The 23,826-nt window shown below is 70.7% G+C and carries 21 protein-coding genes and 1 riboswitch; of the genes, 11 read left to right on the top strand and 10 right to left on the bottom strand.

The window, feature by feature from the left end; translation table 11 throughout:
- Window positions 1-149: 149 nt before the first annotated feature.
- The gene (locus ABIA36_RS12885; RefSeq protein ID WP_369962813.1) at window positions 150-1,943 is read right to left on the bottom strand and encodes an ABC transporter family substrate-binding protein; all 1,794 of its coding nucleotides are present in this window, start codon (window positions 1,941-1,943) and stop codon (window positions 150-152) included.
- A 280-nt stretch (window positions 1,944-2,223) separates the two neighbouring features.
- Here ABIA36_RS12885 and ABIA36_RS12880 point away from each other — a divergent pair, with 280 nt between their 5' ends.
- Window positions 2,224-3,051, top strand: a complete 828-nt coding sequence (locus tag ABIA36_RS12880; RefSeq protein WP_369962811.1) for a CPBP family intramembrane glutamic endopeptidase — start codon at window positions 2,224-2,226, stop codon at window positions 3,049-3,051.
- Window positions 3,052-3,070: 19 nt separating this feature from the next.
- Here ABIA36_RS12880 and ABIA36_RS12875 read toward each other — a convergent pair whose 3' ends face one another.
- The 7 genes from ABIA36_RS12875 to gcvT form a co-directional block, all read right to left on the bottom strand.
- Entirely contained in the window at window positions 3,071-3,424 is a 354-nt protein-coding gene (locus ABIA36_RS12875; RefSeq protein WP_369962810.1) for a hypothetical protein, read from the bottom strand.
- Window positions 3,421-3,756 (bottom strand): hypothetical protein, encoded by a 336-nt coding sequence (locus ABIA36_RS12870; RefSeq protein ID WP_369962809.1) that lies wholly within the window; start codon window positions 3,754-3,756, stop codon window positions 3,421-3,423. The genes ABIA36_RS12875 and ABIA36_RS12870 overlap by 4 nt, the downstream gene beginning before the upstream one ends.
- Window positions 3,756-4,994, bottom strand: a complete 1,239-nt coding sequence (locus ABIA36_RS12865) for a DUF6792 domain-containing protein (RefSeq protein ID WP_369962808.1) — start codon at window positions 4,992-4,994, stop codon at window positions 3,756-3,758. The genes ABIA36_RS12870 and ABIA36_RS12865 overlap by 1 nt, the downstream gene beginning before the upstream one ends.
- The gene (locus ABIA36_RS12860; protein ID WP_369962806.1) at window positions 4,991-5,389 is read right to left on the bottom strand and encodes a hypothetical protein; all 399 of its coding nucleotides are present in this window, start codon (window positions 5,387-5,389) and stop codon (window positions 4,991-4,993) included. Before ABIA36_RS12860 ends, ABIA36_RS12865 begins: the two co-directional genes overlap by 4 nt.
- Before the next feature lie 180 nt (window positions 5,390-5,569).
- Window positions 5,570-8,485 carry an aminomethyl-transferring glycine dehydrogenase gene (gcvP, locus tag ABIA36_RS12855; protein ID WP_369962804.1) on the bottom strand — a complete coding sequence of 972 codons (2,916 nt, stop codon included), beginning with the start codon at window positions 8,483-8,485 and terminating at the stop codon, window positions 5,570-5,572.
- A 14-nt stretch (window positions 8,486-8,499) separates the two neighbouring features.
- Complete coding sequence (gcvH, locus tag ABIA36_RS12850; RefSeq protein ID WP_369962803.1) at window positions 8,500-8,874, bottom strand: glycine cleavage system protein GcvH; 375 nt, start codon at window positions 8,872-8,874, stop codon at window positions 8,500-8,502.
- A 1-nt stretch (window position 8,875) separates the two neighbouring features.
- Window positions 8,876-10,093, bottom strand: coding sequence for a glycine cleavage system aminomethyltransferase GcvT (gcvT, locus tag ABIA36_RS12845; RefSeq protein WP_369962802.1), 1,218 nt, complete (start codon window positions 10,091-10,093; stop codon window positions 8,876-8,878).
- Window positions 10,094-10,266: 173 nt separating this feature from the next.
- Window positions 10,267-10,362: riboswitch (glycine riboswitch) on the bottom strand.
- A 159-nt stretch (window positions 10,363-10,521) separates the two neighbouring features.
- On the opposite strand from gcvT, the gene ABIA36_RS12840 reads away from it, so the two are divergent.
- The 9 genes from ABIA36_RS12840 to ABIA36_RS12800 all read left to right on the top strand — a co-directional run bounded on the left by ABIA36_RS12840 (window position 10,522) and on the right by ABIA36_RS12800 (window position 19,201).
- On the top strand, window positions 10,522-11,292 hold the full coding sequence (locus ABIA36_RS12840; RefSeq protein WP_369963747.1) for an NUDIX domain-containing protein: 771 nt from the start codon (window positions 10,522-10,524) through the stop codon (window positions 11,290-11,292).
- The gene (nadA, locus tag ABIA36_RS12835) at window positions 11,289-12,584 is read left to right on the top strand and encodes a quinolinate synthase NadA (RefSeq protein WP_369962801.1); all 1,296 of its coding nucleotides are present in this window, start codon (window positions 11,289-11,291) and stop codon (window positions 12,582-12,584) included. The genes ABIA36_RS12840 and nadA overlap by 4 nt, the downstream gene beginning before the upstream one ends.
- Before the next feature lies 1 nt (window position 12,585).
- On the top strand, window positions 12,586-14,136 hold the full coding sequence (nadB, locus tag ABIA36_RS12830) for an L-aspartate oxidase (protein ID WP_369962800.1): 1,551 nt from the start codon (window positions 12,586-12,588) through the stop codon (window positions 14,134-14,136).
- Window positions 14,130-14,990: a carboxylating nicotinate-nucleotide diphosphorylase gene (nadC, locus tag ABIA36_RS12825; RefSeq protein WP_369962799.1), complete on the top strand. Its 861-nt coding sequence runs from the start codon at window positions 14,130-14,132 to the stop codon at window positions 14,988-14,990. Before nadB ends, nadC begins: the two co-directional genes overlap by 7 nt.
- 13 nt (window positions 14,991-15,003) lie before the next feature.
- Window positions 15,004-16,152: a cysteine desulfurase family protein gene (locus tag ABIA36_RS12820; RefSeq protein ID WP_369962798.1), complete on the top strand. Its 1,149-nt coding sequence runs from the start codon at window positions 15,004-15,006 to the stop codon at window positions 16,150-16,152.
- A 159-nt stretch (window positions 16,153-16,311) separates the two neighbouring features.
- Window positions 16,312-17,775, top strand: coding sequence for an MDR family MFS transporter (locus ABIA36_RS12815; protein WP_369963746.1), 1,464 nt, complete (start codon window positions 16,312-16,314; stop codon window positions 17,773-17,775).
- A gap of 133 nt (window positions 17,776-17,908) precedes the next feature.
- Window positions 17,909-18,478, top strand: coding sequence for a peroxidase-related enzyme (locus ABIA36_RS12810; RefSeq protein ID WP_369962797.1), 570 nt, complete (start codon window positions 17,909-17,911; stop codon window positions 18,476-18,478).
- Window positions 18,475-18,837 carry a hypothetical protein gene (locus tag ABIA36_RS12805; RefSeq protein ID WP_369962796.1) on the top strand — a complete coding sequence of 121 codons (363 nt, stop codon included), beginning with the start codon at window positions 18,475-18,477 and terminating at the stop codon, window positions 18,835-18,837. The genes ABIA36_RS12810 and ABIA36_RS12805 overlap by 4 nt, the downstream gene beginning before the upstream one ends.
- Window positions 18,838-18,847: 10 nt before the next feature.
- A complete protein-coding gene (locus ABIA36_RS12800; RefSeq protein WP_369962795.1) occupies window positions 18,848-19,201 on the top strand; it encodes a DUF488 domain-containing protein in 354 nt (117 codons plus the stop codon).
- Between the two features lie 36 nt (window positions 19,202-19,237).
- Here ABIA36_RS12800 and aceB read toward each other — a convergent pair whose 3' ends face one another.
- Entirely contained in the window at window positions 19,238-20,887 is a 1,650-nt protein-coding gene (gene aceB / locus ABIA36_RS12795; RefSeq protein ID WP_369962794.1) for a malate synthase A, read from the bottom strand.
- 32 nt (window positions 20,888-20,919) lie between these two features.
- Complete coding sequence (gene aceA, locus ABIA36_RS12790) at window positions 20,920-22,239, bottom strand: isocitrate lyase (protein ID WP_369962793.1); 1,320 nt, start codon at window positions 22,237-22,239, stop codon at window positions 20,920-20,922.
- Window positions 22,240-22,359: 120 nt separating this feature from the next.
- Here aceA and ABIA36_RS12785 point away from each other — a divergent pair, with 120 nt between their 5' ends.
- Window positions 22,360-23,826, top strand: coding sequence for a helix-turn-helix domain-containing protein (locus ABIA36_RS12785; protein WP_369962792.1), 1,467 nt, complete (start codon window positions 22,360-22,362; stop codon window positions 23,824-23,826).

Below are 23,826 nucleotides of genomic sequence, written 5' to 3'. Positions count from 1 at the left end.
TTGGCGGCGAGGAGCTCGCCTGGCGCGATTCGGGGGGGACGACCGGATCACGGCCGCCGACTACATGATAACGGGGCGTCGACTGGAAGCCGACGCCCCGTCGCAGCGGAGTGCCCGGGGATCACCCGGGCACTCTCACTGTCGAGCGTTTACTTCGCGGTCGAGGACTTGACGGTCCACTGCCAGAAGTTCCAGAACGGGCCGTTCTGGTTGCCCATGTACTTCACACCGTCGACGCGGGCGTTGGCACCGAAGACACCCGGGAGCTGGAAGAGCGGCAGACCGTAGCCCTGCGAGAAGGCGGTCTTGTCGATCTTCATCTCCAGCGAGGTGAGCTTGCTGGTGTCGAGCGTCGTCTGGGTGGCCAGAGCGTCGTCGTTCGCCGCCGAGAAGCGGTTGTAGTTGCCGCCACCGGTGGTGGTGAACAGCTGCGGGATCTGCGAGGTGCCGGCGCCCGGGCTGATCCAGCCGAAGAGCGACGCGTCGTAGTTACCGCCCGGGAGGAGCTTGCTCCAGTCCGGCGAGCCGGCGTCGACGACCTTGAAGCCGGCCTTGGCGGCGGACGCCGAGATGGCCTGGAACTCGTCGACACGGTTCGGGTTGTTCGTGTTGTACAGGATGCGGACGGTCGGGGTCGCACCGGCGAGCAGCGTCTTGGCGCCCGCGATGTCCACCTTGTCGTACGCCGAGGAGCCGTTCTGCTTCACCGAGTCGCCGTACATCGGCTGCTGGTTCGGCAGCCAGATCTGCGAGTCGAGGACCTTGGCCTTCGGGTTCACCGGGGTGACGATCGAGTCGAGGATCTGCTGACGCGGGATCGTCTTCAGGAACGCCTCACGGACCTTCGGGTCGGCGAAGACCTGCGAACCGAAGTTCAGGTCGAGGTGGTCGTACGACGCCTGGTCGCCGGTCAGGACCTTCGCGCTGGTCTGCTTGAGGGCAGTCAGCGTGTCGGCCGAGGCCTGCGGGTTGATGATGTCGACCTCACCGTTCTGGAGAGCGGTGACCTGGGCGTTCGCATCCGGGATGATGCGGAACACGATCTTGTCCACGGACGGCTTGAGGCCGCCGGCGTAGTACTTGTTCTGCGTCATGGTGAGCGACTGGCCCGGGGTCCACGACGACACGACGAACGGGCCGGAGGAGACCAGCAGGTCGGGGTCGGTCGGGAACGCGGTCACGTCGTAACCGGTGTTGACGAACTTGGCCGCCTTCTCGAGCGTCGCGTTCGGGGCGACCGGGGCGTCCGGGTTGCCCTTCGGCAGCGTCTTCAGCAGCTTGGTCAGGTCGGCGGCCGAGGACAGGCCCGCCTTCTTGGCCACGATGTGCGCCGGCTGTGCGATCGGGTTGACGAGCTCCCAGTCCACGTAGGGCGTGGAGTACTTGAGCGTGATCGACGTGTTGTTGTCGCCCACGGTCGGGTAGTCGGTCGCGTCGATGCCCGCGGTCGAGCCCGCGATCGAGAAGTACTGGGTACCGCTCGTCACGTTGCCCTGGTTGTCGAACTTCGCCGAGTCGTAGTGACCGGAGGCGATGGCCCACGCGAGGATCATGTCGTCAGCGGTGACGGGCTGGCCGTCGGACCACTTGTCGTTCTTGTTCAGGGTGTACTTGACCGTGAGCGGGTTGTCCGAGAGCTTCTCGTACTTGCCGAACGTGTTGTCGTGGACGATCTTGTAGTTGTTGTCGATGTACTGGAAGCCAGTACCGTACGACCCGTCCAGGTACCCGACCTGGCCGTTGGTGTCCAGGTTGCCCTGCGGGGTCTGCGAGTTGAACGAGGTGAAGTCGTTCACGACAGCGACCGTCACGGTGCCGCCCTTGGCTGCGGACGAGGTCCCCGTGCTGCCGGTCGTGGTGCAGGCAGACAGCGCGAGCGCTGCAACGCCGGCGACGGCGACGGCGCTGAGCGCGTACCTGACCTTTCTTCCCTTGATGTGCAATGTTCCTCCTGTGCGAAGTGTGCGGCAGCACGGGCATGCGAGAGCCCCGTACCCCGCGGGATAAGAATGAATCTAGGTACGGTTGAGGGTGAATGCAAAATGGGGCTGGAAAACGTTACACAGTGGTAACTCAGTCGGTGGATTCTTGCGTCCACGCTACGAATTCGGTGGTCCTGGAGCGTGAAACGCAAGAAACCGTGCAGTTCCGCCGGTCGGCGGGTGGATTTCGCGGGAGCGCGGGCTCGTCGCGGCCCCCGGCCCGGCCTGGCAGGATGCAGATATGAGCACTGAAGCGGTCCGGCCCGGTCGAACCACGCCCGGTCCACCCACCTGGGCCGGTGAGACGCCCGTCGCCCGCGGGCAGCGACCGCGGCTGTGGTGGGAGGTCGCGATCATCCTCGGGCTCTCGCTCGGCCAGTCCGCGGTCTACTCCATCGTCACCATCATCGACCGCTCCACGCAGAGCACTCCCCTGGCGAACCAGACCGCGCAGGTGAACCCGTCGCAGTCCAACCGGGAGGTCTTCGACTTCCTCTACCAGTTCCTCGGCAACGCCTTCCCGCTGTTCGCCGTCGCCCTGGTGATCTTCCTGCTCTGGCAGCCGCGGCGCACCGGCTTCCGCCGGATCGGGTTCGATCTCAGCCGGCCGGGGCGCGACCTCGGCGGCGGTCTCCTGCTCTTCCTGGTGATCGGGGTGCCCGGCATCCTGTTCTACGCGCTCGGGCGCGTGCTGGGGCTCACTGTCCAGGTGCAGGCGTCGCCGCTCGACACGCACTGGTGGACGGTGCCGATCCTGGTGTTCGCGGCGCTGCGGGCGGGCCTCCAGGAGGAGGTGATCGTGGTCGGCTACCTGTTCACCCGGCTGCGCCAGCTCGGCTGGTCGAAGTGGTGGATCATCGTGGCCGCCGCGCTCCTCCGCGGCAGCTACCACCTCTACCAGGGCTTCGGGCCGTTCGTGGGCAACGCGATCATGGGCGTCGTGTTCGGGTGGTGCTACACGCGCTGGGGCCGGGTGATGCCGCTGGTCGTGGCCCATGTCGTCATCGACATCGTGTCGTTCGTGGGCTACCCGCTCGCCGTTGCGCTGTGGCCGCACATCTTCGGGTGAGACGCGCTTCGTCGACCCGTCAGTTTCCCAGCCGGTCCTGCTCTCGCCTGCGCTCGTGGAAGTCCTCGAGTTCGCGCGCGTGGCGGGACTGCAACGCCCGGTAGTCCTCGTCCAGGCGGGCGACCACCGCGCCAGCCGAGCGGATGTTCTCGTCCACGTCGTTCGAGAGCTGCGCGTAAACCGCCCTGAACCGGGGGTCGTCGGCCGCGCCCTGCCGGACGAGTTCGTAGAAGCCCTCCTCCATCGACCGCATCCGCGACCGGTAGTACGAGACGTACTCGTCGGCCTGCTCGATCCGGCGCCGCGCGACAGCCTCCTCCTCGCGGTGCGTCTCCTCCAGTTCACCTCGCGTGCGGTGCTCGTCGTGCGTCATGGGGTGATGCTGTCCACTGCGCGGGTGTAGTCGTTCTTCGCCGCGATGTGCTCGAGACCGCTCGTCACCTTCTTCTCGACGGCGCCGGAAAGCGCGGCAGCGACGTTCGCTCTGCCGAGCGTCACGGTCACCGCGGTGACCGCTCCCGCCATGGCCACCCAGTTGGCACTCTTCACGACGCCGTACTGGGTGTGGACCACCGGCGGAAGCGCCGCGTCCAGCAGCACTCTCGCCGCCTGATGGACGGCGCCGTCGATCGCGTGGATCGTCGCGTCCACCGTCCCGGACACATCCTCCACCGCCTCCTCGATGAGGTCAGCCAGCCACGACATCACGCCCCTCCCATCGAGCCGAGTGCGTAGGCCCGCGCCCAGGCCGCATCCTGTTCGACCGCATTCGTGACCGTGCTCATCACGCCGTGCGAGATCCGCCGCACCGTGTCGATGTGGTCGTCCACGAGTTCGTTCACGGCCGCGACCGCCTCCACGTCGATGTTCTTCTCGACCTGGAGGCTGTGGGCTCGCACGCACTCCTCGATGTCCGTCTCCGTCACCAACGGGTACAGCTGGGCGGCCAGGCTCTTCGCGTTGGTCAACGCCGTCGTCATCGCAGGAACGAGCCCGTTGTTCACGTCCTTGATGGTCTGGAGATGAGTCGCGACTCCCCCGACGCTCGATGCCAGTCCCAGTGCGGCCGCCGTGTCCACGGCGACGACGAGACCGGACAGCGCCGCGCCGGCAGTGACCGCGCCGACCCCGTTGACCGTCGAGACGATCCCGTGCAGGACCCGCAGCGTCTGACCCTGTCCGGGGCTGGCGATATCCGCCAGTTCCGCGAGTTCCGCAATCGTCAGGCTCCTCCCGCCCACGCCGAGCATGGCGCCGAAGGGATCGAAGCCGAACGCGTCCCCCAGGTCGTGATGCTCCATCACGCCCTTCCACAGCTCGTCCCCGACGAAGACGCCGGCACCCGTCCCGTGCCCCAGCAAGTTCCCGACCAGGTCGAACTGGTTCACGTAGTTCGTCAGCGGTGCCCCACCCTTATTCCGCTCCGCCTGGACCCACTCCTTCGCCTGCGGGGACAGCACGCCCCACGGGTCGGGAGCGTTGAAGGTGGTCGAGTGCCAGTGGTTCTCGGCAGCGACGTACAGGGCGAGGTAGCCGCCGAGGGAGTGGCCCACGGTCTCGATTTGTGCGCTGGGGTGCCCGTCGGCGGCGAGTCGCTTCTGCACCTGCTCCGCGAACTTCTCGGCCTCGCGAACCTGCGTGCCTTCCCCCGTACGGCGGCCCACGACCGAGACGAGGTCCGCGACGGCGTCGGCGCGATCATTGGGATTAGTGCCCGCGAACGCGACGTAGACCTGGGAGTAGTCCGGGATTCCGTTGATCACGGGGACGACGGCCATGCCCTGGAAACCGGTCGCGGGGTCGGTGGCGGTGTCGAAGACCTGGAGCTTCACCCTGCCCTCGGCCGTCAAGAAGTCCACACCGCTTATTGGCAACGGGTTGCGCTCGAGCGGATCCACCCAGTACGACTGACCGGCAATCGATGCATAGTCTTCCGGGGTCATTCGATCACCTCGGATGCCCCATCGCTGTAGATCACGGTCACGGGTGCGGGTGCCGTCCCGGGAGCGATGGTCGGCAACGGATTGCCGATCCTCGAGTATCTGCTGATCCCCAATATCTCGCTGAACTCCTGACCATCGACGGTGACCACAGCATGCACCCCCCACGGCGCCTCGAAGCCCGCCGGTCCACCCTCTTCCGTGAATCTGATTTCCTCCACGCCACCCTGCGTCTCGAGGAAAGCGATCGCGGCCTTCCTCTGGTTGGCGAGATTGGTCTCCGTGTTCACTTCTTTTCCTCCCCATGCGCAGGCGCTCAGACCGATGGCAAGCGCCGCAGCCATGCCAATGAGAAGCGGCATTCGTTTGCGAACCCTGATCGCGAGCCGGTGCCGCATGCCAAGACACCTTTCCTTCGGAGGCCAGCACGCCGACGCCGACGATGAAAGGAGACTAACACCCTTCCTCTACAATCACACCCAATAGAATTTCTTTACAAGCATTTCCCCGCACAAACGCAAACCGCCGAGCCACGGATATCCGTGGCTCGGCGGTTGGACCGGTCTCGCGAGGCGGCGCTACGCGAACGCCTCCGGCGGCGGGCAGGCGCAGAACAGGTTGCGGTCGCCGTAGGCCTGGTCGATGCGGCGCACCGGCGGCCAGTACTTGTTGCGGACCAGCGTCGGGACCGGGTAGACGGCCTGCTCGCGGGTGTACGCGTGGTCCCAGGTGGAGGTCGCCACCGACTCCGCCGTGTGCGGGGCGTTCCGCAGCGGGTTGTCGTCGGCCGGCCAGTCCCCCGCCGCGACCGCGTCGGCCTCGGCCTTGATCGCGATCATCGCGGTGACGAAGCGGTCCAGCTCGGCGAGGTCCTCGCTCTCGGTCGGCTCCACCATGAGCGTGCCCGCGACCGGGAACGACATGGTCGGGGCGTGGAAGCCGAAGTCGATGAGGCGCTTGGCCACGTCGTCCACGGTCACGCCGGTGCGTTCGGTGAGCGGACGGACGTCGAGGATGCACTCGTGCGCGACGAGGCCGTTGTCGCCCGCGTAGAGCACCGGGAAGTGCTCGCGCAGCCGGGCGGCGACGTAGTTGGCGGCGAGCACCGCGGCGCCGGTGGCGTCCGCGAGGCCCTGGGCGCCCATCATCCGGACGTAGGCCCAGGAGATCGGGAGGATGCTCGGGCTGCCGTACGGGGCGGCGGAGACGGGGGCGCCGCCGTGCTCGATGCGACCGTCCGGGCCGTCCGCGCCGACGAGCACATGCGTCGCGTCCTGCGCGAGCGGGTGTCCGGGCAGGAACGGCGCGAGGTGCGCCTTCGCCGCCACCGGACCCACGCCGGGGCCGCCCCCGCCGTGCGGGATACAGAAGGTCTTGTGCAGGTTGAGGTGGCTGACGTCGCCGCCGAAGTCGCCGAACCGGGCGTAGCCGAGCAGCGCGTTCAGGTTGGCGCCGTCGACGTAGACCTGGCCCCCGGCCTCGTGCACCGCGGAGGTGATCGCGACGACCTCGTGCTCGTAGACGCCGTGCGTCGACGGGTAGGTGATCATCAGCGCCGCGAGGGTGTCGGCGTTGGCCGCGATCTTCGCGCGCAGGTCGTCGAGGTCGACGTTGCCGAGCTCGTCGGTGGCGACCACGACGACGCTCATGCCGGCGAGCACCGCGGAGGCGGCGTTGGTGCCGTGCGCCGACTGCGGGATGAGGCAGACGGTGCGCTGGAGATCGCCGCGCGAGCGGTGGTAGCCGCGGATGGCGAGGAGGCCGGCGAGCTCGCCCTGGCTCCCGGCGTTCGGCTGCAGCGACACGGTGTCGTAGCCGGTCACGTCGGCGAGCCAGCCCTCGAGCTGGTCGATGAGCTCGAGCGAGCCTGCCACGTCCGCCGCCGGGGCGAACGGGTGCAGGGCGGCGAACTCGGGCCAGGTGACGGCCTCCATCTCGGTGGCCGCGTTGAGCTTCATGGTGCACGACCCCAGCGGGATCATGCCGCGGTCGAGCGCGTAGTCGCGGTCCTGGAGCTGGCGGAGGTAGCGCATCATCGCCGTCTCCGAGTGGTGCGTGGAGAAGACGGGGTGCGTGAGGAAGTCCGAGGTGCGGGCGAGCGCCTGGTCGAAGGACGGCTCCGAGCCGAAGACCGGCGCCGCGTCGCCGTCCTCCACCGTGCCGCCGAGCACCTCGATCAGGTCCGCGAGCGGGAAGACGCCGTCGCGCAGGTCGGCGGCGGTCTCCTCGTCCAGGCTCAGCGACACCAGGCCGGAGTCGACCGCGTGCAGCAGCAGGCCGCGCTCGTGGGCGCGCGCGACGACCGTCGCCGCGCCGTCCACCTCGACCACGAGGGTGTCGAAGAACGACCGGGAGCGGACCTCCACCCCGGAGGCGCGCAACGCGTCCGCGACGGCGACGGTGGAGAGGTGCACGTGGCGGCCGATCGCGCGGAGGCCCGCCGGGCCGTGGTAGACCGCGTACATCGCGGCCATGACGGCCAGGAGCACCTGGGCGGTGCAGATGTTGGAAGTCGCCTTCTCGCGGCGGATGTGCTGCTCGCGGGTCTGCAGCGTGAGCCGGTAGGCGGGCTTGCCGATCGCGTCCTGCGAGACGCCGACCAGGCGGCCGGGGAGCTGGCGCTCCAGGCCCTTGCGGACGGCCATGTAGCCGGCGTGCGGGCCGCCGAAGCCCATCGGGACGCCGAAGCGCTGGCTGGTGCCGACGGCGACGTCGGCGCCGAGCTCGCCCGGCGAGGTGAGCTGAGTGAGCGCCAGGAGGTCGGCGGCGGCCACGACGACCGCGCCGGCACCCTTCGCCGTCGCGATGACCGCGGACGGGTCCCAGACCCGGCCGGAGGCGCCGGGGTACTGCACGAACAGGCCGAAGGCCTCCTGCAGCTCGGCGGCATCGGCCGGAGTCGAGGCCAGGTCGAGCACGACCAGCTCGATGCCGACGGCCTCCGCGCGGTTGCGCAGCAGAGCCAAGGTCTGCGGGAACGTGTCGGCATCCACCACGAAAGTCGAGCCGGCGGCAGCCTTGGAGGCGCGGCGAGCCAGCAGCACGCCCTCCACGACGGCCGTGCCCTCGTCCAGCATCGAGGCGTTGGCGGTGTCCAGCCCGGTCAGGTCGGAGACCATGGTCTGGAAGTTGATGAGCGCCTCCAGGCGGCCCTGGGAGATCTCCGGCTGGTACGGCGTGTACGCGGTGTACCAGCCCGGGTTCTCCAGGACGTTGCGCTTGATGACCGCCGGGGTGATCGTGCCGTAGTAGCCGAGGCCGATCAGGCTGCGGTTCACGGTGTTGCGCGCGGCGAGCGCGCGCAGCTCGCGCAGCGCCGCCCGCTCGCTGATCGGGGCGGGCAGCGCGGAGACGCGCCCCGCGGCGGTGCGGATGGTGTCCGGCACGGCCGCGGAGACGAGGGCCTCCACGGATTCGTAACCGAGGGCGGACAGCATGGATCGCTGCGCGTCCCCGTCGGTGCCGATGTGACGCGTCTGGAACTGGTCGCTCATGTCTAGGGGATGCCTTACTCGCCCGTGAGGGCCTTGTACTCGTCGTAGGAGAGGAGGCCGTCCGGGAGGGCGCTGAAGGTCACCTTGATGAGCCAGCCCTCGCCGAACGGGTCGCTGTTGACCAGCTCCGGGGCGTCGACCACGGCCTGGTTGGCCTCGGCGACGGTGCCGTTCACCGGCGCGAAGAGCTCGCCGACCGACTTGGTCGACTCGATCTCGCCGACCACGCGGCCGGCGGCGACGTCGCTGCCCTCCGCGGGGAGCTCGACGAACACGACGTCGCCCAGCTTCTCGGCCGCGTAGCTCGTGATGCCGACCGTTGCGGTGTCGCCCTCGATGAGGAGCCACTCGTGCTCTGGGGTGTACTTCAGGTCCTGCTCGGAGGCCATGTCAATGCTTCTTTCTGCTGTAGAAGGGGAGGGCGGTGACGGTGAACGGGAGGCTGCTGCCGCGCACGTCGACGTGCAGTTCGACGCCCGGCCGGGCGAACTTCGGGGCGACGTAGGCCATGGCGATCGGGACGCCGATGGTCGGCGAGAGGGCCCCGGAGGTCACGACCCCGACCTCCTCCTCGCCGCCGTCGGGCGCCGGGGCGAGCACGGGGTAGCCGGCGCGCGCGGCGCGCTTGCCGTGGCCCATCAGGCCGACGAGCACGCGGGCTTCGGCGTCCGGCCCTTCCTCGCTGGCGGCGCGGCCGACGAAGTCGGTGTCCTTGGCGAGGTTGACGACGCGGCCGAGGCCGGCCTGGGCTGGCATCGTGTCGCGGCCGAGCTCGTGGCCGTAGAGCGGCATGCCGGCCTCCAGGCGCAGCGTGTCGCGGCTGGCGAGACCCGCGGGGACGAGGCCCTGCTCTCGGCCGGACTCCAGGAGCGCGTCCCAGAGGGCGCGGGCGTTGTCCGGCGCGATGTACAGCTCGAAGCCGTCCTCGCCGGTGTAGCCGGTGCGGGCGACGAGCACGGGATGCGTCTCGAACTCGGCCGGGATGCTCCAGTAGTACTTGAGGTCGGTGACCCGCTGGGCGAAGTCGTCCCCCTCGAGGTGGAAGCCGGGAGTGGCGAGCAGGATGCTGAGCGCGGCGGGGCCCTGCACGGCGATCAGCGCGATGTCGTCGCTCTCGTCGTAGACCTCCACGTCGAACGGGGCGGTCCGGTCGCGCAGCTCCTCGGCCACGGTCTCCCGGTTGGAGGCGTTCGCCACCACCATGTAGCGGTCGTCGCCGGTGCGGTAGACGACGAGGTCGTCGAGGATGCCGCCGGCGCGGGAGAGCAGCATGCTGTACTTCGCCTGGTCGAGCGCCAGCGCGGACAGCTTGCCGGCGAGCGCGTAGTCGAGCGCCTGGCCGGCCTCCGGGCCGATGAGGACGATCTCGGCCATGTGCGACAGGTCGAAGAGGCCGGCTGCGGTGCGAACCGCGTGGTGCTCGGCGAGGTCGCTGGAGTAGCGCACCGGCATCTGCCAGCCGGCGAAGTCGGTGAAGGAGGCGCCGGCGGCGGTGTGGGCGTCGTGCAGCGGGGAGGTGCGCTCGGACGCGGCGGCCTCCGGTGTGTCGGTCGGGCCGTCCTGCGGGGTCTGGCCGTTCTGCGGGGCCTGGCTGTCGTGCGAGCTCATGAGTTCTCCGTTCGCCGGCCGTCGCCGGAGGGATGAACGGTAGCGCGGTGCGCGCTCCGTGTGAAGAACTCCCCCTCTGTCATCCGGCCTGAGAGTTTCACCGCGGCCGCTGCTGCGGACGAGGCTTTCACCGTGGGCGAGGGCATGTGCGCTGCCCTGCTTTTCAGAGTGGCCAGTCCGATGCGGTACACGTACCTGAGAGATTGTCGGGGAGGATTGCTCCTTCGGTGCCGCTCCGCTCGCGCGCGCGACTCTCCCGCATCGGCCTGAATGGCCCGGTATTCAGTTGACTTCGGCCAGCATAACGGGTCCGCGCGGCGGGTGCGCGCGCCCGCGACCGTTGCCGCCCATTTGGTGTTCTGGTCACCACGACACTAAGATGTTCCCAACTTAGAGTCACGGTGACTTTTAGTGGACGGGAGGCCGCGATGGCCGAGCACGAACGCGCGAGTGCGATGCTCGCCGTCTCGACGGTCATCTTCGCGCTGCGCTCCGACGAGCTGACCGGTGGCCGGGCGCAGGTCTGGCTGCCGCTGGTCCGCCGCATCCGCGATCCGTTCCAGGGGCGCTGGGCGCTGCCGGGCGGCCCGCTCCGGGTCGATGAGGACCTGGCGGTCGCCGCGGCCCGCACCCTGGGCGACACGACCGGCCTGGCGCCGCGCTACCTGGAGCAGCTCTACACGTTCGGCGACGCGGTGCGCTCCCCCGGCGACGAGCGCGTGGTCTCCATCGTCTACTGGGCGCTGGTCGGCAGCGCAGAGGCGGAGGCGGCGACGGCCGGCGAGAACGTCGGCTGGTTCTCGGCCGACGACCTCCCCGAGCTGGCGTTCGACCACAAGCTGATCGTCGAGTACGCCCTCTGGCGGCTGCGCACGAAGATGGAGTACTCGCGGATCGCGCACGCCTTCCTCGGCGAGCGCTTCACCCTCGCGCAGCTCCGCGAGGTGCACGAGGCCGTGCTCGGCCGCCCGCTCGACCCGGCCAACTTCCGGCGGACCATCGAGTCCTCCGGCGCCGTCGTCGCCACCGGCGACTACCTGACCGGAACGCGGCACCGACCGCCCCGGCTCTACCGCTACAACGACTCGATCGACCTCGCCGACGCGGGGCCGCTCCCCCGGCAGCAGCCTCCTTTCGGCCTGCGCCAGAACCGCTCAACAGCAGAGCACCGTCCCACCCCGGAAAGCGAGCAGTCATGACCATCGCATCGGTCGACACCACCATCCAGCTCATCTCGAGCGGCAGCATCGACGGCGCCACCTGCGCCCCGGAGCTGGTCGACGGGCCCTGGCTGTTCGACTCCGCTCCGCCCTCGTACGGTCCCGGCGCGTCGCAGGACGACCCGATCCCCGCGTTCGCGCCGAAGCAGGGCGAGCTGCCCGAGGAGTACCGCACCGCGTCCAAGGAGGAGCTGGCCGAGCGCATCCGCGCGGCCAAGGCGACTCTGGGCGACAGGGTCGCGGTGATGGGCCACTTCTACCAGCGCGACGAGGTCGTGCAGTTCGCGGACTTCGTGGGCGACTCGTTCCAGCTCGCCAACTTCGCCAAGGCGCGCCCGGAGGCCGAGACCATCGTGTTCTGCGGCGTGCACTTCATGGCCGAGACCGCGGACATCGTGTCGCGGCCGGAGCAGAACGTCATCCTCCCCAACCTCGCCGCCGGCTGCTCGATGGCCGACATGGCCGACCTCGACTCCGTGCAGGAGTGCTGGGAGGCGCTGGAGGAGCTGTACGGCACCGAGTCGGACGCGGACGGCCGCGTCCCGGTCATCCCGGTCACGTACATGAACTCGTCGGCGGCGCTCAAGGCGTTCTGCGGAGAGCACGGCGGGATCGTCTGCACGTCGTCCAACGCGGCGACCGTGCTGCAGTGGGCGTTCGAGCGCGGGCAGCGCGTGCTGTTCTTCCCGGACCAGCACCTCGGGCGCAACACCGCCAAGGCGATGGGCGTCCCGGTCGAGCGGATGCCGCTGTGGAACCCGCGCAAGCCGCTCGGCGGCAACGACGAGGCGTCGCTCGACGAGGCGCAGGTCATCCTGTGGCACGGCTTCTGCTCGGTGCACAAGCGCTTCACGGTCGGCCAGATCGAGCACGCCCGCGCCGAGTTCCCCGGCGTCCGCGTGATCGTGCACCCCGAGTGCCCGATGGAGGTCGTGGACGCGGCCGACGAGCACGGCTCGACCGACTACATCGTCAAGGCGATCCAAGCGGCGCCGGCGGGTTCCACCTTCGCCATCGGCACCGAGATCAACCTGGTGCAGCGGCTCGCGGCGGAGTACCCGCAGCACACGATCTTCTGCCTCGACTCGGTGGTCTGCCCGTGCTCGACCATGTACCGCATCCACCCCGGCTACCTCGCCTGGGTGCTGGAAGGCCTGGTGCGCGGCGAGGTCGTCAACCAGGTGCGCGTGCCCGACGAGGTCGCCGCACCCGCCCGGGTGGCGCTGGAGCGCATGCTCGCCGCCCGGCCGGACACGACGATGGCGGCCTGACATGGCCCGCGTCGTCGTCGTCGGGAGCGGGATCGCCGGGCTCGTCGCCGCGCTCCGGGCGGCGGAGCGCCACGACGTGACGATCGTGACCAAGGGCGGCATCGCCGACGGCAGCACCCGGTACGCGCAGGGCGGGATCGCCGCCGCGGTGTTCTCCGACGACAGCGTCGCCGACCACGTCGCGGACACGCTGCGCGCCGGCGCCGGGCTGAACGTGCGGGAGGCCGTCGAGGCGCTCTGCGGCGACGGGCCGGCGCGGGTGCGCGAGCTGATCGCGCTCGGCGTCGCTTTCGACCGCGACGGCCGCGGCTTGGCCCGCGGGCTGGAGGCCGCGCACTCGAGCGCCCGCGTGCTGCACGCGGGCGGCGACGCCACCGGCGCCGAGATCGAGCGGGCGCTCGACGCGGCCGTGCGCGCCGCAGGCATCCGGGTGGTGACCGGCGCGTTCCTCCGCGACGTGCTCGTGACGGACGGCGCGACTTCCGGGGTCGCGCTGCGGCTGGCCGACGGCACGGAGACCGAGCTCGACGCCGACGCGGTGGTGCTGGCGACCGGCGGCTGGGGGCAGCTCTACGCGCACACGACGAACCCGGAGATCGCCACCGGCGACGGTGTGGCCGCCGCGTACCGGGCCGGCGCGCTGCTGGCCGACCTGGAGTTCACGCAGTTCCACCCGACCGCGCTGCGGCTTCCGTCCGCGGACGGCGGCTCGCGCACCTTCCTGGTGTCGGAGGCCGTGCGCGGCGAGGGCGCGGTGCTCCGCAACGCGCGCGGCGAGCGGTTCATGCTCGACGTGCACCCCGACGCGGAACTCGCGCCGCGGGATGTCGTGGCGCGCGGGATCGCGGTCGAGATGGCGGCGCAGGACGGCCTCCCGGTCGTACTCGATGCCACGGCGCTCGGGGCGGACTTCCTCGCGCGGCGCTTCCCGACGATCGACGCCGCCTGCCGCGCCGCCGGGATCGACTGGTCCCGCGAGCCGGTGCCGGTGACCCCCGCAGCGCACTACGCGATGGGCGGGGTCGCGACGGACATCCACGGCCGCACGAGCATCGCCGGCCTGTTCGCGGTCGGGGAGGTCGCCTGCACCGGGGCGCACGGCGCGAACCGGCTGGCCTCCAACTCGCTGCTGGAGGGGCTGGTGTTCGCGCACCGCGCCGCGGAGGCGATCGGTGAGCCGTGGCCCGAGGTGCCGGCGTGGGTGGCGGAGCCGGGGCCGGCCGCGTCCACTGCGACGGAGTCCGGCGAGCGCGACGAGCCGTTCGACCGCGCACGACTCCGGTCCGTCCTCTGGGCGGGCGCGGGCCTGCACCGCGACCGGACCGGGCTCGAACGCGCCGCGCGCGAACTGGCCGACATGCGCATGCCCGAGCCCGGCGAGGGCGCCAACCTGCTGCAGCTCGGCCGTCTGGTCGTGGCGGCCGCCCTGTCGCGCGAGGAGTCGCGCGGCGCCCACTTCCGTTCCGACTTCCCGCTGCCGGCGGCGGGCACGCCCCGCCACACGGTGCTCGCACCCCTGCCCGCTCCCACCGAGGTGACCGTTCCATGCTGACCCGCCAGACCATCCACGACGTTGTCCGTGCCGCCCTCGCCGAGGACGCGCCCTGGGGAGACCTGACCAGCGAGCTGCTCATTCCCGAAACGGCATATGCCACCGCGCGGCTCTCCGCGCGCGAGCCCGGCACGTTCTCCGGAGGCGCCGTCTTCGCCGCGGCGATGACGCTGACGGACCCTGCGATCGAGGTGGAGCTGGCCGTCGCGGACGGCGACGCGTTCGAGGCGGGCGACACGCTCGCGACGGTGAGCGGCCCGGCGCGCTCGGTGCTGCAGGGCGAGCGCGTGGCGCTCAACTTCGTGCAGCGGATGTCCGGGATCGCCACCCTCACGGCGGCCTTCGTCGCGGAAGTGGCGCACACCTCCGCCCGTATCGTCGACACCCGCAAGACCACACCGGGCCTCCGGGCGTTCGAGCGTCACGCCGTGCGCAACGGGGGCGGGCACAACCACCGCTACTCGCTCTCCGACGCCGTGATGGCCAAGGACAACCACCTCGCGATCCTCACGGCGCAGTCCGGGCTGTCCGTGACCGACGCCCTCCGCCGGGTGCGCTCCGAGCTGTCGCACACCACGCACCTGGAGGTCGAGGTGGACCGCATCGACCAGATCGAGCCGGTGCTCGCCGCCGGGGTGGACACGATCATGCTCGACAACTTCACGCTGGACGAGCTGCGCGAGGGCGTCGCCCTCGTCGGCGGCCGGGCGATCGTGGAGGCCAGCGGAAACGTCAGCCTCGCCACCGTGCGGGACATCGCGGAGACCGGGGTGGACGTCATCTCCTCCGGCGCGCTCACGCACAGCGTCCGCTCGCTCGACCTCGGCCTGGACGTGGTGCTGGAGAACGCATGACCGAGCTGCAGCCATGACCGGGCTCTACCTCGACGCCGCCGCGACCTCCGCGGTGCGCCGTGAGGTGCTGGAGGCGATGTGGCCGTACCTCACCGGCGACTTCGGCAACCCGTCGAGCCACCACGCGGTCGGCGAGTCGGCGGCGCGCGCCCTGGCCGCGGCACGGGCGACGGTGGCCGAGTGGCTCGGCTGCAGGGCGTCGGAGGTCGTCTTCACCTCGGGCGGCACGGAAGCGGACAACCTCGCGGTGAAGGGGATCGCGCTCGGCGCCCCCCGCGGCCGGCACCTCGTGACGACGCCGATCGAGCACGAGGCCGTGCTGGCCTCCGTCGACTACCTGGTGCGCGTGCACGGGTTTGAGGCGACGTACGTGCCGGTCGGGCGTGACGGGCTGGTCTCCCCCGACGACTTCGCGGCGGCGCTCCGGCCGGACACGACCCTCGCGAGCGTGATGCTCGCCAACAACGAGGTGGGCACCGTCCAGCCGATCGCGGAGCTGGCGGCGCTGGCCCACGCGCAGGGCGTCCCCTTCCACACGGACGCGGTGCAGGCGGCGGGCTGGCTGCCGCTGGACGTGAAGGCGCTCGGCGTTGACGCGCTCAGCGTCTCCGGGCACAAGATCGGCGCGCCCAAAGGGATCGGGGCGCTCTTCGTGCGCGGTCGGCTCCCGCTCGAGCCGGTGCTGCACGGCGGCGGCCAGGAACGCGGGCGCCGCTCGGGCACCGAGAACGTGGCGGGCGCGGTCGCACTCGCGACGGCGGCGCGGCTGGCCCTGCGCGACCGGGAGGCCAACGCCGCCCGCGCGACGGCGGCACGCGACGCGTTCACCGCGGCGGTGCTGGCGCAGACGCCCGGGGCGGAGTTGACCGGGCACGCGTCGGCGCGGCTGCCGGGCACGGCCTCCTTCGTCTTCCCCGGCACCAACGGCGAGACCGTGCTGCTGGAGCTGGAGCGCCGGGGCATCGTGTCCTCCAGCGGCTCGGCGTGCGCCGCCGGCAGCGAGGATGCGTCCCACGTGCTGCTCGCGCTCGGCTACGCGGAGGACGTGGCCCGCACCGCGGTTCGCTTCTCCTGGGGGCCCGACGTCACCGAGGAGGCCCTCGTGGCCGTGGCACCCGCCGTCGCCGAGGCGGTCGGCGAGGTGCGCGATCTCGCCTCCTGACTCCGCGTTACGCGGAGAGTGAACGGCGGGTGAGTTCATCTGCCCGAAACCCACGGTGTCGGTGGTCGCGGATAGTGTGGACCGGTGACTGAGAAGACCTCACCTGCGCCTCGCGCCGACGCCATCGACACCGGAGCGCCCCATCAGTCCGAGGGGGAATTGGGCGCGGCGGAAACGAGCACCGCGCACCCGCGCATCGCGCCGCGCGACCAGCGCGTCATCTGGCTGCTGCTGGCGGCCACGTTCGTCGTGATCCTCAACGAGACGATCATGAGCGTCGCCATTCCGAAGCTGATGGACGACCTCCACATCGACGCGCTCGCCGCCCAGTGGCTCTCGACCGCGTTCATGCTGACGATGGCGGTCGTCATCCCGATCACCGGCTTCCTGCTGCAGCGGTTCACCACCCGGCAGGTGTTCATCGCCGCGATGTCGCTGTTCTCGCTCGGCACGCTGGTCGCCGCCGTCGCGCCCGGGTTCAGCATCCTGGTCGTCGCCCGCGTGATCCAGGCGTGCGGCACCGCGATCATGCTGCCGCTGCTGATGACCACGCTGATGACGCTGGTGCCGCCGGCGCTGCGGGGTCGCACGATGGGCAACGTCTCGATCGTCATCTCGGTGGCCCCGGCGATCGGCCCGACCATCTCGGGCGTCATCCTCAACTTCCTGGCCTGGCGCTGGATCTTCCTGATCGTGCTGCCGATCGCGCTCGTCATGCTGCTGATCGGCATCAAGTTCGTGGAGAACGTGACGGAGACCCGGAAGAGCCGGGTGGACGTGCTCTCGGTCATCTTGTCGGCGTTCGGCTTCGGCGGACTGGTCTACGGGCTGACGCTGAGCGGCGAGACCGGGCCGGCCGCCGCCGGCAACGGGCCGATGCTGTGGGGATCGCTCGCGGTCGGCGTCGTGGCGCTGGCGGCGTTCATCACCCGGCAGCTTCTCCTGCAGCGCAAGGACCGCGCGCTGCTCGACCTCCGCACCTTCCGCAGCCCGATCTTCACGGCCGCGATCGTGCTGATGGCGATCACGATGGCCTCCCTGTTCGGCGTGATCATCGTCCTGCCGCTGTACCTGCAGCACGTGCTGCACCTCGACGTGCTCGGCACGGGGCTGCTCCTGCTTCCGGGCGGTCTCGTGATGGGGCTCGCGGCTCCGTTCGTCGGCCGGCTCTACGACCGGATCGGTCCGCGCCCGCTGGTGATCCCGGGGTCGATCCTGGTGAGCCTGGTCATGTGGTCGCTGACGATGGTGACCGAGACCACCCCGATCTACCTGGTGCTCATCGCGCATATCACGATGAGCCTCGGCCTGGCGCTCATCTTCACGCCGCTCTTCACGGCCGGCCTCGGCGCGGTGCCTCCGCACCTGTACTCGCACGGCAGCGCCATCCTCGGCACCATCCAGCAGGTCGGCGGTGCGGCGGGCACCGCGCTGCTGGTGGCGGTGCTGTCGGCGCAGACCGCGGCCCTCGCGGCGGGCGGCGCCTCGCTCGACGCGGCCACAGCGGGCGGCATCCGCGCGGCGTTCGTCGCGGCGGCGATCATCTCGCTGTTCGGGGTCGTCGGCTCGGTCTTCGTCGGCAAGCCGGCCGACGCGCCGGCGGAGGCGGCCTTCGCGCACTGAGGCGCAGCCTCGCGCGCCCGTGGCGCAACCTCGCGCACCTCTGGCACGACCGTTCGCACCTCTGGCATCCCGGCCACCGCGGTGGCACGATGAGTCCCGCGACCTGCACTCTGGCGACCTGCGAGGAGGAGCCATGGCCATCATCCAGACCGTCGAGCCCGGCGAGGCGACCGGCGACGTCGCCGAGATCTACGGCAAGGACGAGCGCGACCTCGGCTACGTGGCCGAGTACACGCGCGTGATGGCATCTAATCCCGAGGCGTACCGCGCCTGGGAGCAGCTCGTGAAGGCGATCGTCGCCCAGCTCGGCGTCCGGCGTTTCGAACTCGTCACGCTCGCCGCCGCCGAGGGCACGCACTCCCAGCACTGCCGCCTCGCCCACGGCCGCAAGACGCTCGCGGTCATGGACGCCCACGAGGTGGAGGCCGTCGCCCGCGACTTCCACGACGCCGGCCTGAGCGAGGCCGAGGTGGCGATGATGGACTACGCCAAGCGGGTCAGCGAGGACTCCGCGTCCATGACCGACGCCGACTCGCTCCGCCTACGCGAACTCGGCTTCACCGACCGCGAGATCGTCGACATCACGCTGGCTGCCGCGGCGCGCAACTACTTCAGCCGCGCCATCCAGGCCCTGGCCGTCTCGGTGGAGGTCCCGCCTGGGATCAGCGACAGCCTTCGCGGCGCGCTGCTGGCGCCGCTGTGAGCGCCGAAGAACTGCCGCCTGCTGGAGAGATCAACCCGGTGGAGCGGGAGATCGTGCAGGACGTGACGCTCGCCAACCCGCGCCCGGTCGGGCGCATCCAGACCCGCCGCATCACGATGCAGCCGGACGTCGTCGGCGGCCTCCACCTCCACAACGGCCCGGTGGTCGGTTCGATCGAGCGCGGCTCCGCGATCTACCAGGTCGAGGGCGGACCCGCGGTCGTCCTGGAGGCCGGCGACACCTTCTACGAGGAGGAGGGCGCCCGGATCGCGCGGTTCGACGCCGGGCCGGAGGGCGTCGTCTTCCTCGCCCACTTCCCCATCGGCACCGACGAGGAGCCGACACTCACGATGCTCTAGGAGGCCCCAGATGGTCTATCGCGTCAAGCGCGTCTACGACCCGCCCGCCGTCGAGGACGGCCTCCGCGTGCTGGTCGACCGGCTCTGGCCGCGCGGCCTCACGAAGGAGAAGGCGAAGGTCGACCTCTGGCTCAAGGACGTCGCGCCTTCCACCGAGCTGCGGCGCTGGTTCCACCACGAGGCGCCGCTGTTCGACGAGTTCACCGCCCGGTACGACGCCGAGCTCGACGCGAACCCGTCGGTCGCGCGGCTCCGCGAACTGGGCGAGACGCACCCGGTGGTGACGCTGCTGGTCGGCGCGCGCGACCCGGAACTGAATCAGGGGGTGGTGCTCGAGAGGTATCTCGAACACCACCCCCGGTGACGGCAACCACAGCCGTCGACGCCGGACGTGCCCGGTTCAGACGGCCGGCGCCAGCTCTTCCTGTCTCTCCTGCTCGTCCACCAGGAACCAGGTGTACGCGGGGATGGTCAGGAAGGTCGGGAACTCCTCCCCCAGCGACACCTCGGCCAGCAGCTCCGCGGCGTCGTCGAAACGGTCGGCCGTGCCCGCCGTGCGCGCAGCGGCGCTGAGGCGGATGCACTCCTCGGCCAGGATCCCGGCGATGAGCGCGCGGTCTACCGGCGTCCCCTCGGCGGTGACCACCCGGTTCTCGATCCACTGCCGCAGCAGCGAACGGGAGATCTCCGCGGTGGCGGCGTCCTCCATCAGCCCGTCGATCGCGACGGCGCCGGTGCCGCGCAGCCAGGCCTCGATGTAGCGGAGGGCGACCGAGACGTTCGAGCGCACTCCCGCGTCGGTCACGGTGCCACCGGCCGACGTGACATCCAGGAGGTCGGCGGCCGTGACGTGGACGTCGTCGCGCCGGCGGTCGACCTGGTTGGGCCGGTCGCCCAGCACCGAGTCGAACTCGGCGAGCGCCGTCGGGATCAGGTCGGGGTGGGCGACCCAGGTGCCGTCGAAGCCGTCGCCGGCCTCCCGGCGCTTGTCGTCGGCGACCTGCGCGAGGGCGCGTTCGGTGGCCTCGGCGTCGCGGCGGTTCGGGATGAAGGCGCTCATCCCGCCGATCGCGTGGGCGCCGCGCTTGTGGCAGGTGGCGACCAGCAGCTCGGTGTAAGCGCGCATGAAGGGGACGGTCATCGTGATGCCGCTGCGGTCGCCGAACGCGAAGCGCTTGCCGCGGCCGAGGAACGTCTTGATGATCGAGAAGATGTAGTCCCAGCGTCCCGCGTTCAGGCCCGCGCAGTGGTCGCGCAGCTCGTAGAGGATCTCCTCCATCTCGAACGCGGCCGGGATGGTCTCGATGAGGACGGTCGCCCTCACCGTGCCGACCGGCATCCCGATCCGCTGCTGGGCGAAGACGAAGATGTCGTTCCAGAGCCGCGCCTCCAGGTGCGACTCCAGCTTGGGCAGGTAGAAGTACGGGCCACGGCCGGATGCGACCAGCTCCTCCGCGTTGTGCCAGAAGTACAGGCCGAAGTCGGTGAGGGAGGCGCTGGCCGGCGTGGTGCGCCCGGCCCGGTCGGTGAAGGCGAGGTGCTTCTCGACCAGGTGCCAGCCGCGCGGCCGCATCACGATCGTGGGCGTGTGCTCGTGCGGGGTGGTGACCCGGTAGTCCTTCCCCTCGGGGCTGGTGAAGGCGAGCCGCCCGCGGACGGCGTCGTACAGGGTGCGCTGGCCGCCGACGACGTTGGCCCAGGTGGGGCTGGTGGCGTCCTCCTGGTCGGCCAGCCAGACCCGGGCGCCCGAGTTGAGGGCGTTGATCGCCATCTTCGGGTCGGTGGGACCGGTGATCTCCACGCGGCGGTCCTCCAGGCCCGGGCCGGCGCCGGCGACGCGCCAGCTCGGGTCGTCGCGGACGGCCGCAGTGGTGCTGAGGAAGCGCGGGTCGCGGCCGTTGCCGGCCTCCTCGCGGCGGCGCTGGCGCTCCAGCAGGAGCTCCTGGCGGCGTCCGGCGAAGGCCTGGTGCAGGTGGTCGAGGAAGGCGAGCGCTTCCGGGGTCAGGATGTCGTCGGTCCCGTCGACGCGGGGACCGGTGATCTCGATCATGGTCGTGTCCTTTCGTTCGTCCGCGGCGCGGATCAGAACTGGTGCTGTTCGGTGGAGCCGACGAGGGCGAGCGTGGCGCTGTCGGGGTTGAGCGCGGTCGCGATGCGGTCGAAGTAGCCGGTGCCGACCTCCCGCTGGTGACGGGTGGCGGTGTAGCCGGAGCTCTCGGAGGCGAATTCGGCCTCCTGGAGGTCCACGTACGCGCTCATCTGCCGGTCGGCGTAGTCCTTGGCGAGCGTGAACATGGAGTAGTTGAGGGCGTGGAAGCCCGCGAGGGTGATGAACTGGAACGCGTAGCCCATCGCCGCCAGCTCGCGCTGGAACCGGGCGATCGTGGCGTCGTCCAGGTGCTTGCGCCAGTTGAACGACGGCGAGCAGTTGTAGGCGAGCTTCTTGCCGGGGAACTGCGCGTGCACCGCCTCGGCGAAGCGCCGCGCGAGCTCCAGGTCGGGCTCGGCCGACTCCACCCAGAGCAGGTCGGCGTACGGCGCGTAGGCGAGGCCACGGGCGATGACCGGCTCGATGCCGTTGCGCACCTCGTAGAAGCCCTCGGCGGTGCGGGTGCCGGTGAGGAACGGCCGGTCGCGCTCGTCGTGGTCGCTGGTCAGCAGCGTTGCCGCGAGCGAGTCGGTGCGGGCGATCACGATGGTGGGGACGCCGGCGACGTCGGCCGCGAGCCGCGCGGCGTTGAGCGTGCGGATGTGCTGCCCGGTCGGGATGAGCACCTTGCCGCCCATGTGGCCGCATTTCTTCTCGCTGGCGAGCTGGTCCTCCCAGTGCACGCCCGCGGCGCCGGCCTGGATCATGCCGTGCATGAGCTCGTAGGCGTTGAGCGGGCCGCCGAAGCCGGCCTCCGCGTCGGCGACGATCGGCGCCATCCAGTCGGACACCGGGCCGTCGGTGCCCTCGACTTGGCCGGCGCGCAGCAGCGCGTTGTTGATCCGGCGGACGACCGCGGGCACCGAGTTCGCCGGGTACAGGCTCTGGTCGGGATAGGTCTGACCGGACAGGTTGGCGTCGGCCGCGACCTGCCAGCCGGAGAGGTAGATGGCCTCCAGGCCGGCGCGGACCTGCTGCACAGCCTGGTTGCCGGTGAGGGCGCCGAGCGCGGCGACCCACTGCGCGTCCGGACCCGTGCCGTCGCGCTGGATGAGCTGCCAGAGCTTCTCGGCGCCGCGGCGGGCGAGGGTCTGCTCCTCGCGCACCGGGCCGCGGAGCGCCACGACGTCCTCGGCCGTGTAGTCGCGGCGGATGCCGGACCAGCGCGGGTCGGCGTCCCACTCGAGGCGCAGCTCGGCGGCGGTCTGCGTCGTGTCTCCGGGACGGGCCGGGCTGTTCATGGTGACCTCCATCGGTCGGATCGTATGAGACGATCGTGGCCCGGCCGCAACAGGTCTGGAGAAAATCCGCGGACAGAAATTCACGGGTTCTTCTGTTTGCTAGAACTTCGCCGGAGTGTCAGCATGGCCTGCATGACCGGCACCGCTGTCCGGATCGACGACGAGCCGATGGGAGCCGACGCGCTCACCCTCGGCCGGCGCGTGCGCGCGTTCCGCCTGGAGAAGGCGATGACCCTGGAGGCGCTCGCCGCCGCGATCGACCGGGCGCCCTCCCAGGTCTCCGCGATCGAGAACGGCAACCGCGAGCCGCGCCTCGCCCAGTTGCGCGCCATCGCCGCGGCCCTCGGGGTAACGGTGGACGACCTCCTCGCCCCCGACGCCCCCGACGAGCGCGCGGCCCTGGAGATCGCCGTCGAGCGAGCGCAGCGCGGACCGGTCTTCGGCGCCCTCGGCATCGACCCGGTGCGGGTGTCCAAGGCGGTCCCCGACGCCACGTTGCGGGCCATCCTGGCCCTCCACCAGGAGGTCGCGCGCCTGCACAGGGAGCGCGCGGCGACCCCCGAGGAGGCCCGCCGCGCCAACGCCGAGCTGCGCGCCACGATGCGCGCCCGCGACAACTACTTCGCCGACCTGGAGGCGATCGCCGCCGACCTGCTGTCGGTCGTCGGCCACTCCGGCGGCCCGGTGTCCCACCAGACCGTGGCGGACATGGCCGACCACCTCGGCTTCTCGCTGCACTATGTCGGCGACCTCCCGCACTCCACCCGCTCGGTGACCGACAAGCGCAACGGCCGCATCTACCTGCCGACCGAGCAGTCGGCCTCCCGGGACTCCCGCTCCCCCATCCTGCAGGCGTTCGCCTCGCAGTTGCTCGGCCACGACGAGCCCGGAAATTACGCCGACTTTCTGCGGCAGCGGGTGGAGACCAACTACCTCACCGCCGCGCTGCTGCTGCCCGAGAAGGACGCGGTGGCGTTCCTGACCGAGGCCAAGAACTTCCGCCGCATCTCGATGGAAGACCTCCGCGACGCGTTCGCCGTGTCGTACGAGACGGCCTGCCACCGGTTCACGAACCTGGCGACCGCGCGGCTCGGCATCCCGGTGCACTTCATGAAGGTCCACGAGTCGGGCACCATCATCAAGGCCTACGAGAACGACTCGGTCGCATTCCCGTCCGACGCGCTCGGCGCGATCGAGGGCACCCCGGTCTGCCGGAGCTGGACGGCCCGGACGGTCTTCGACGTCGCCGACCGGTTCAGCCCGTACTACCAGTACACGGACACCCCGCGCGGAACGTTCTGGTGCACCTCCCGCATCGAGAAGGCCAAGGAGGGCGACTACTCGGTGAGCGTCGGCGTGCCCTTCGCGCACGTGAAATGGTTCCGCGGCCGCGAGACCACCCACCGCGCGGTGTCGCGCTGCCCGGACGAGTCGTGCTGCCGCCGGCCGTCGGGCGCGCTGGCCGACCGCTGGGAGGGGATGGCATGGCCGGCGGCGCGCACGCCGACGTCGCTGCTGGCGGCGCTGCCGACGGGGACGTTCCCCGGCGTGGACTCGACGGAGGTCTACGACTTCCTGGAGCGCCACGCCCCCGCCTGA

The sequence above is a fragment of the Leifsonia sp. EB34 genome (assembly GCF_041260585.1).
In the GTDB taxonomy this organism is placed as follows: domain Bacteria; phylum Actinomycetota; class Actinomycetes; order Actinomycetales; family Microbacteriaceae; genus Leifsonia.
This window is presented reverse-complemented; position numbering and strand designations above follow the sequence as displayed.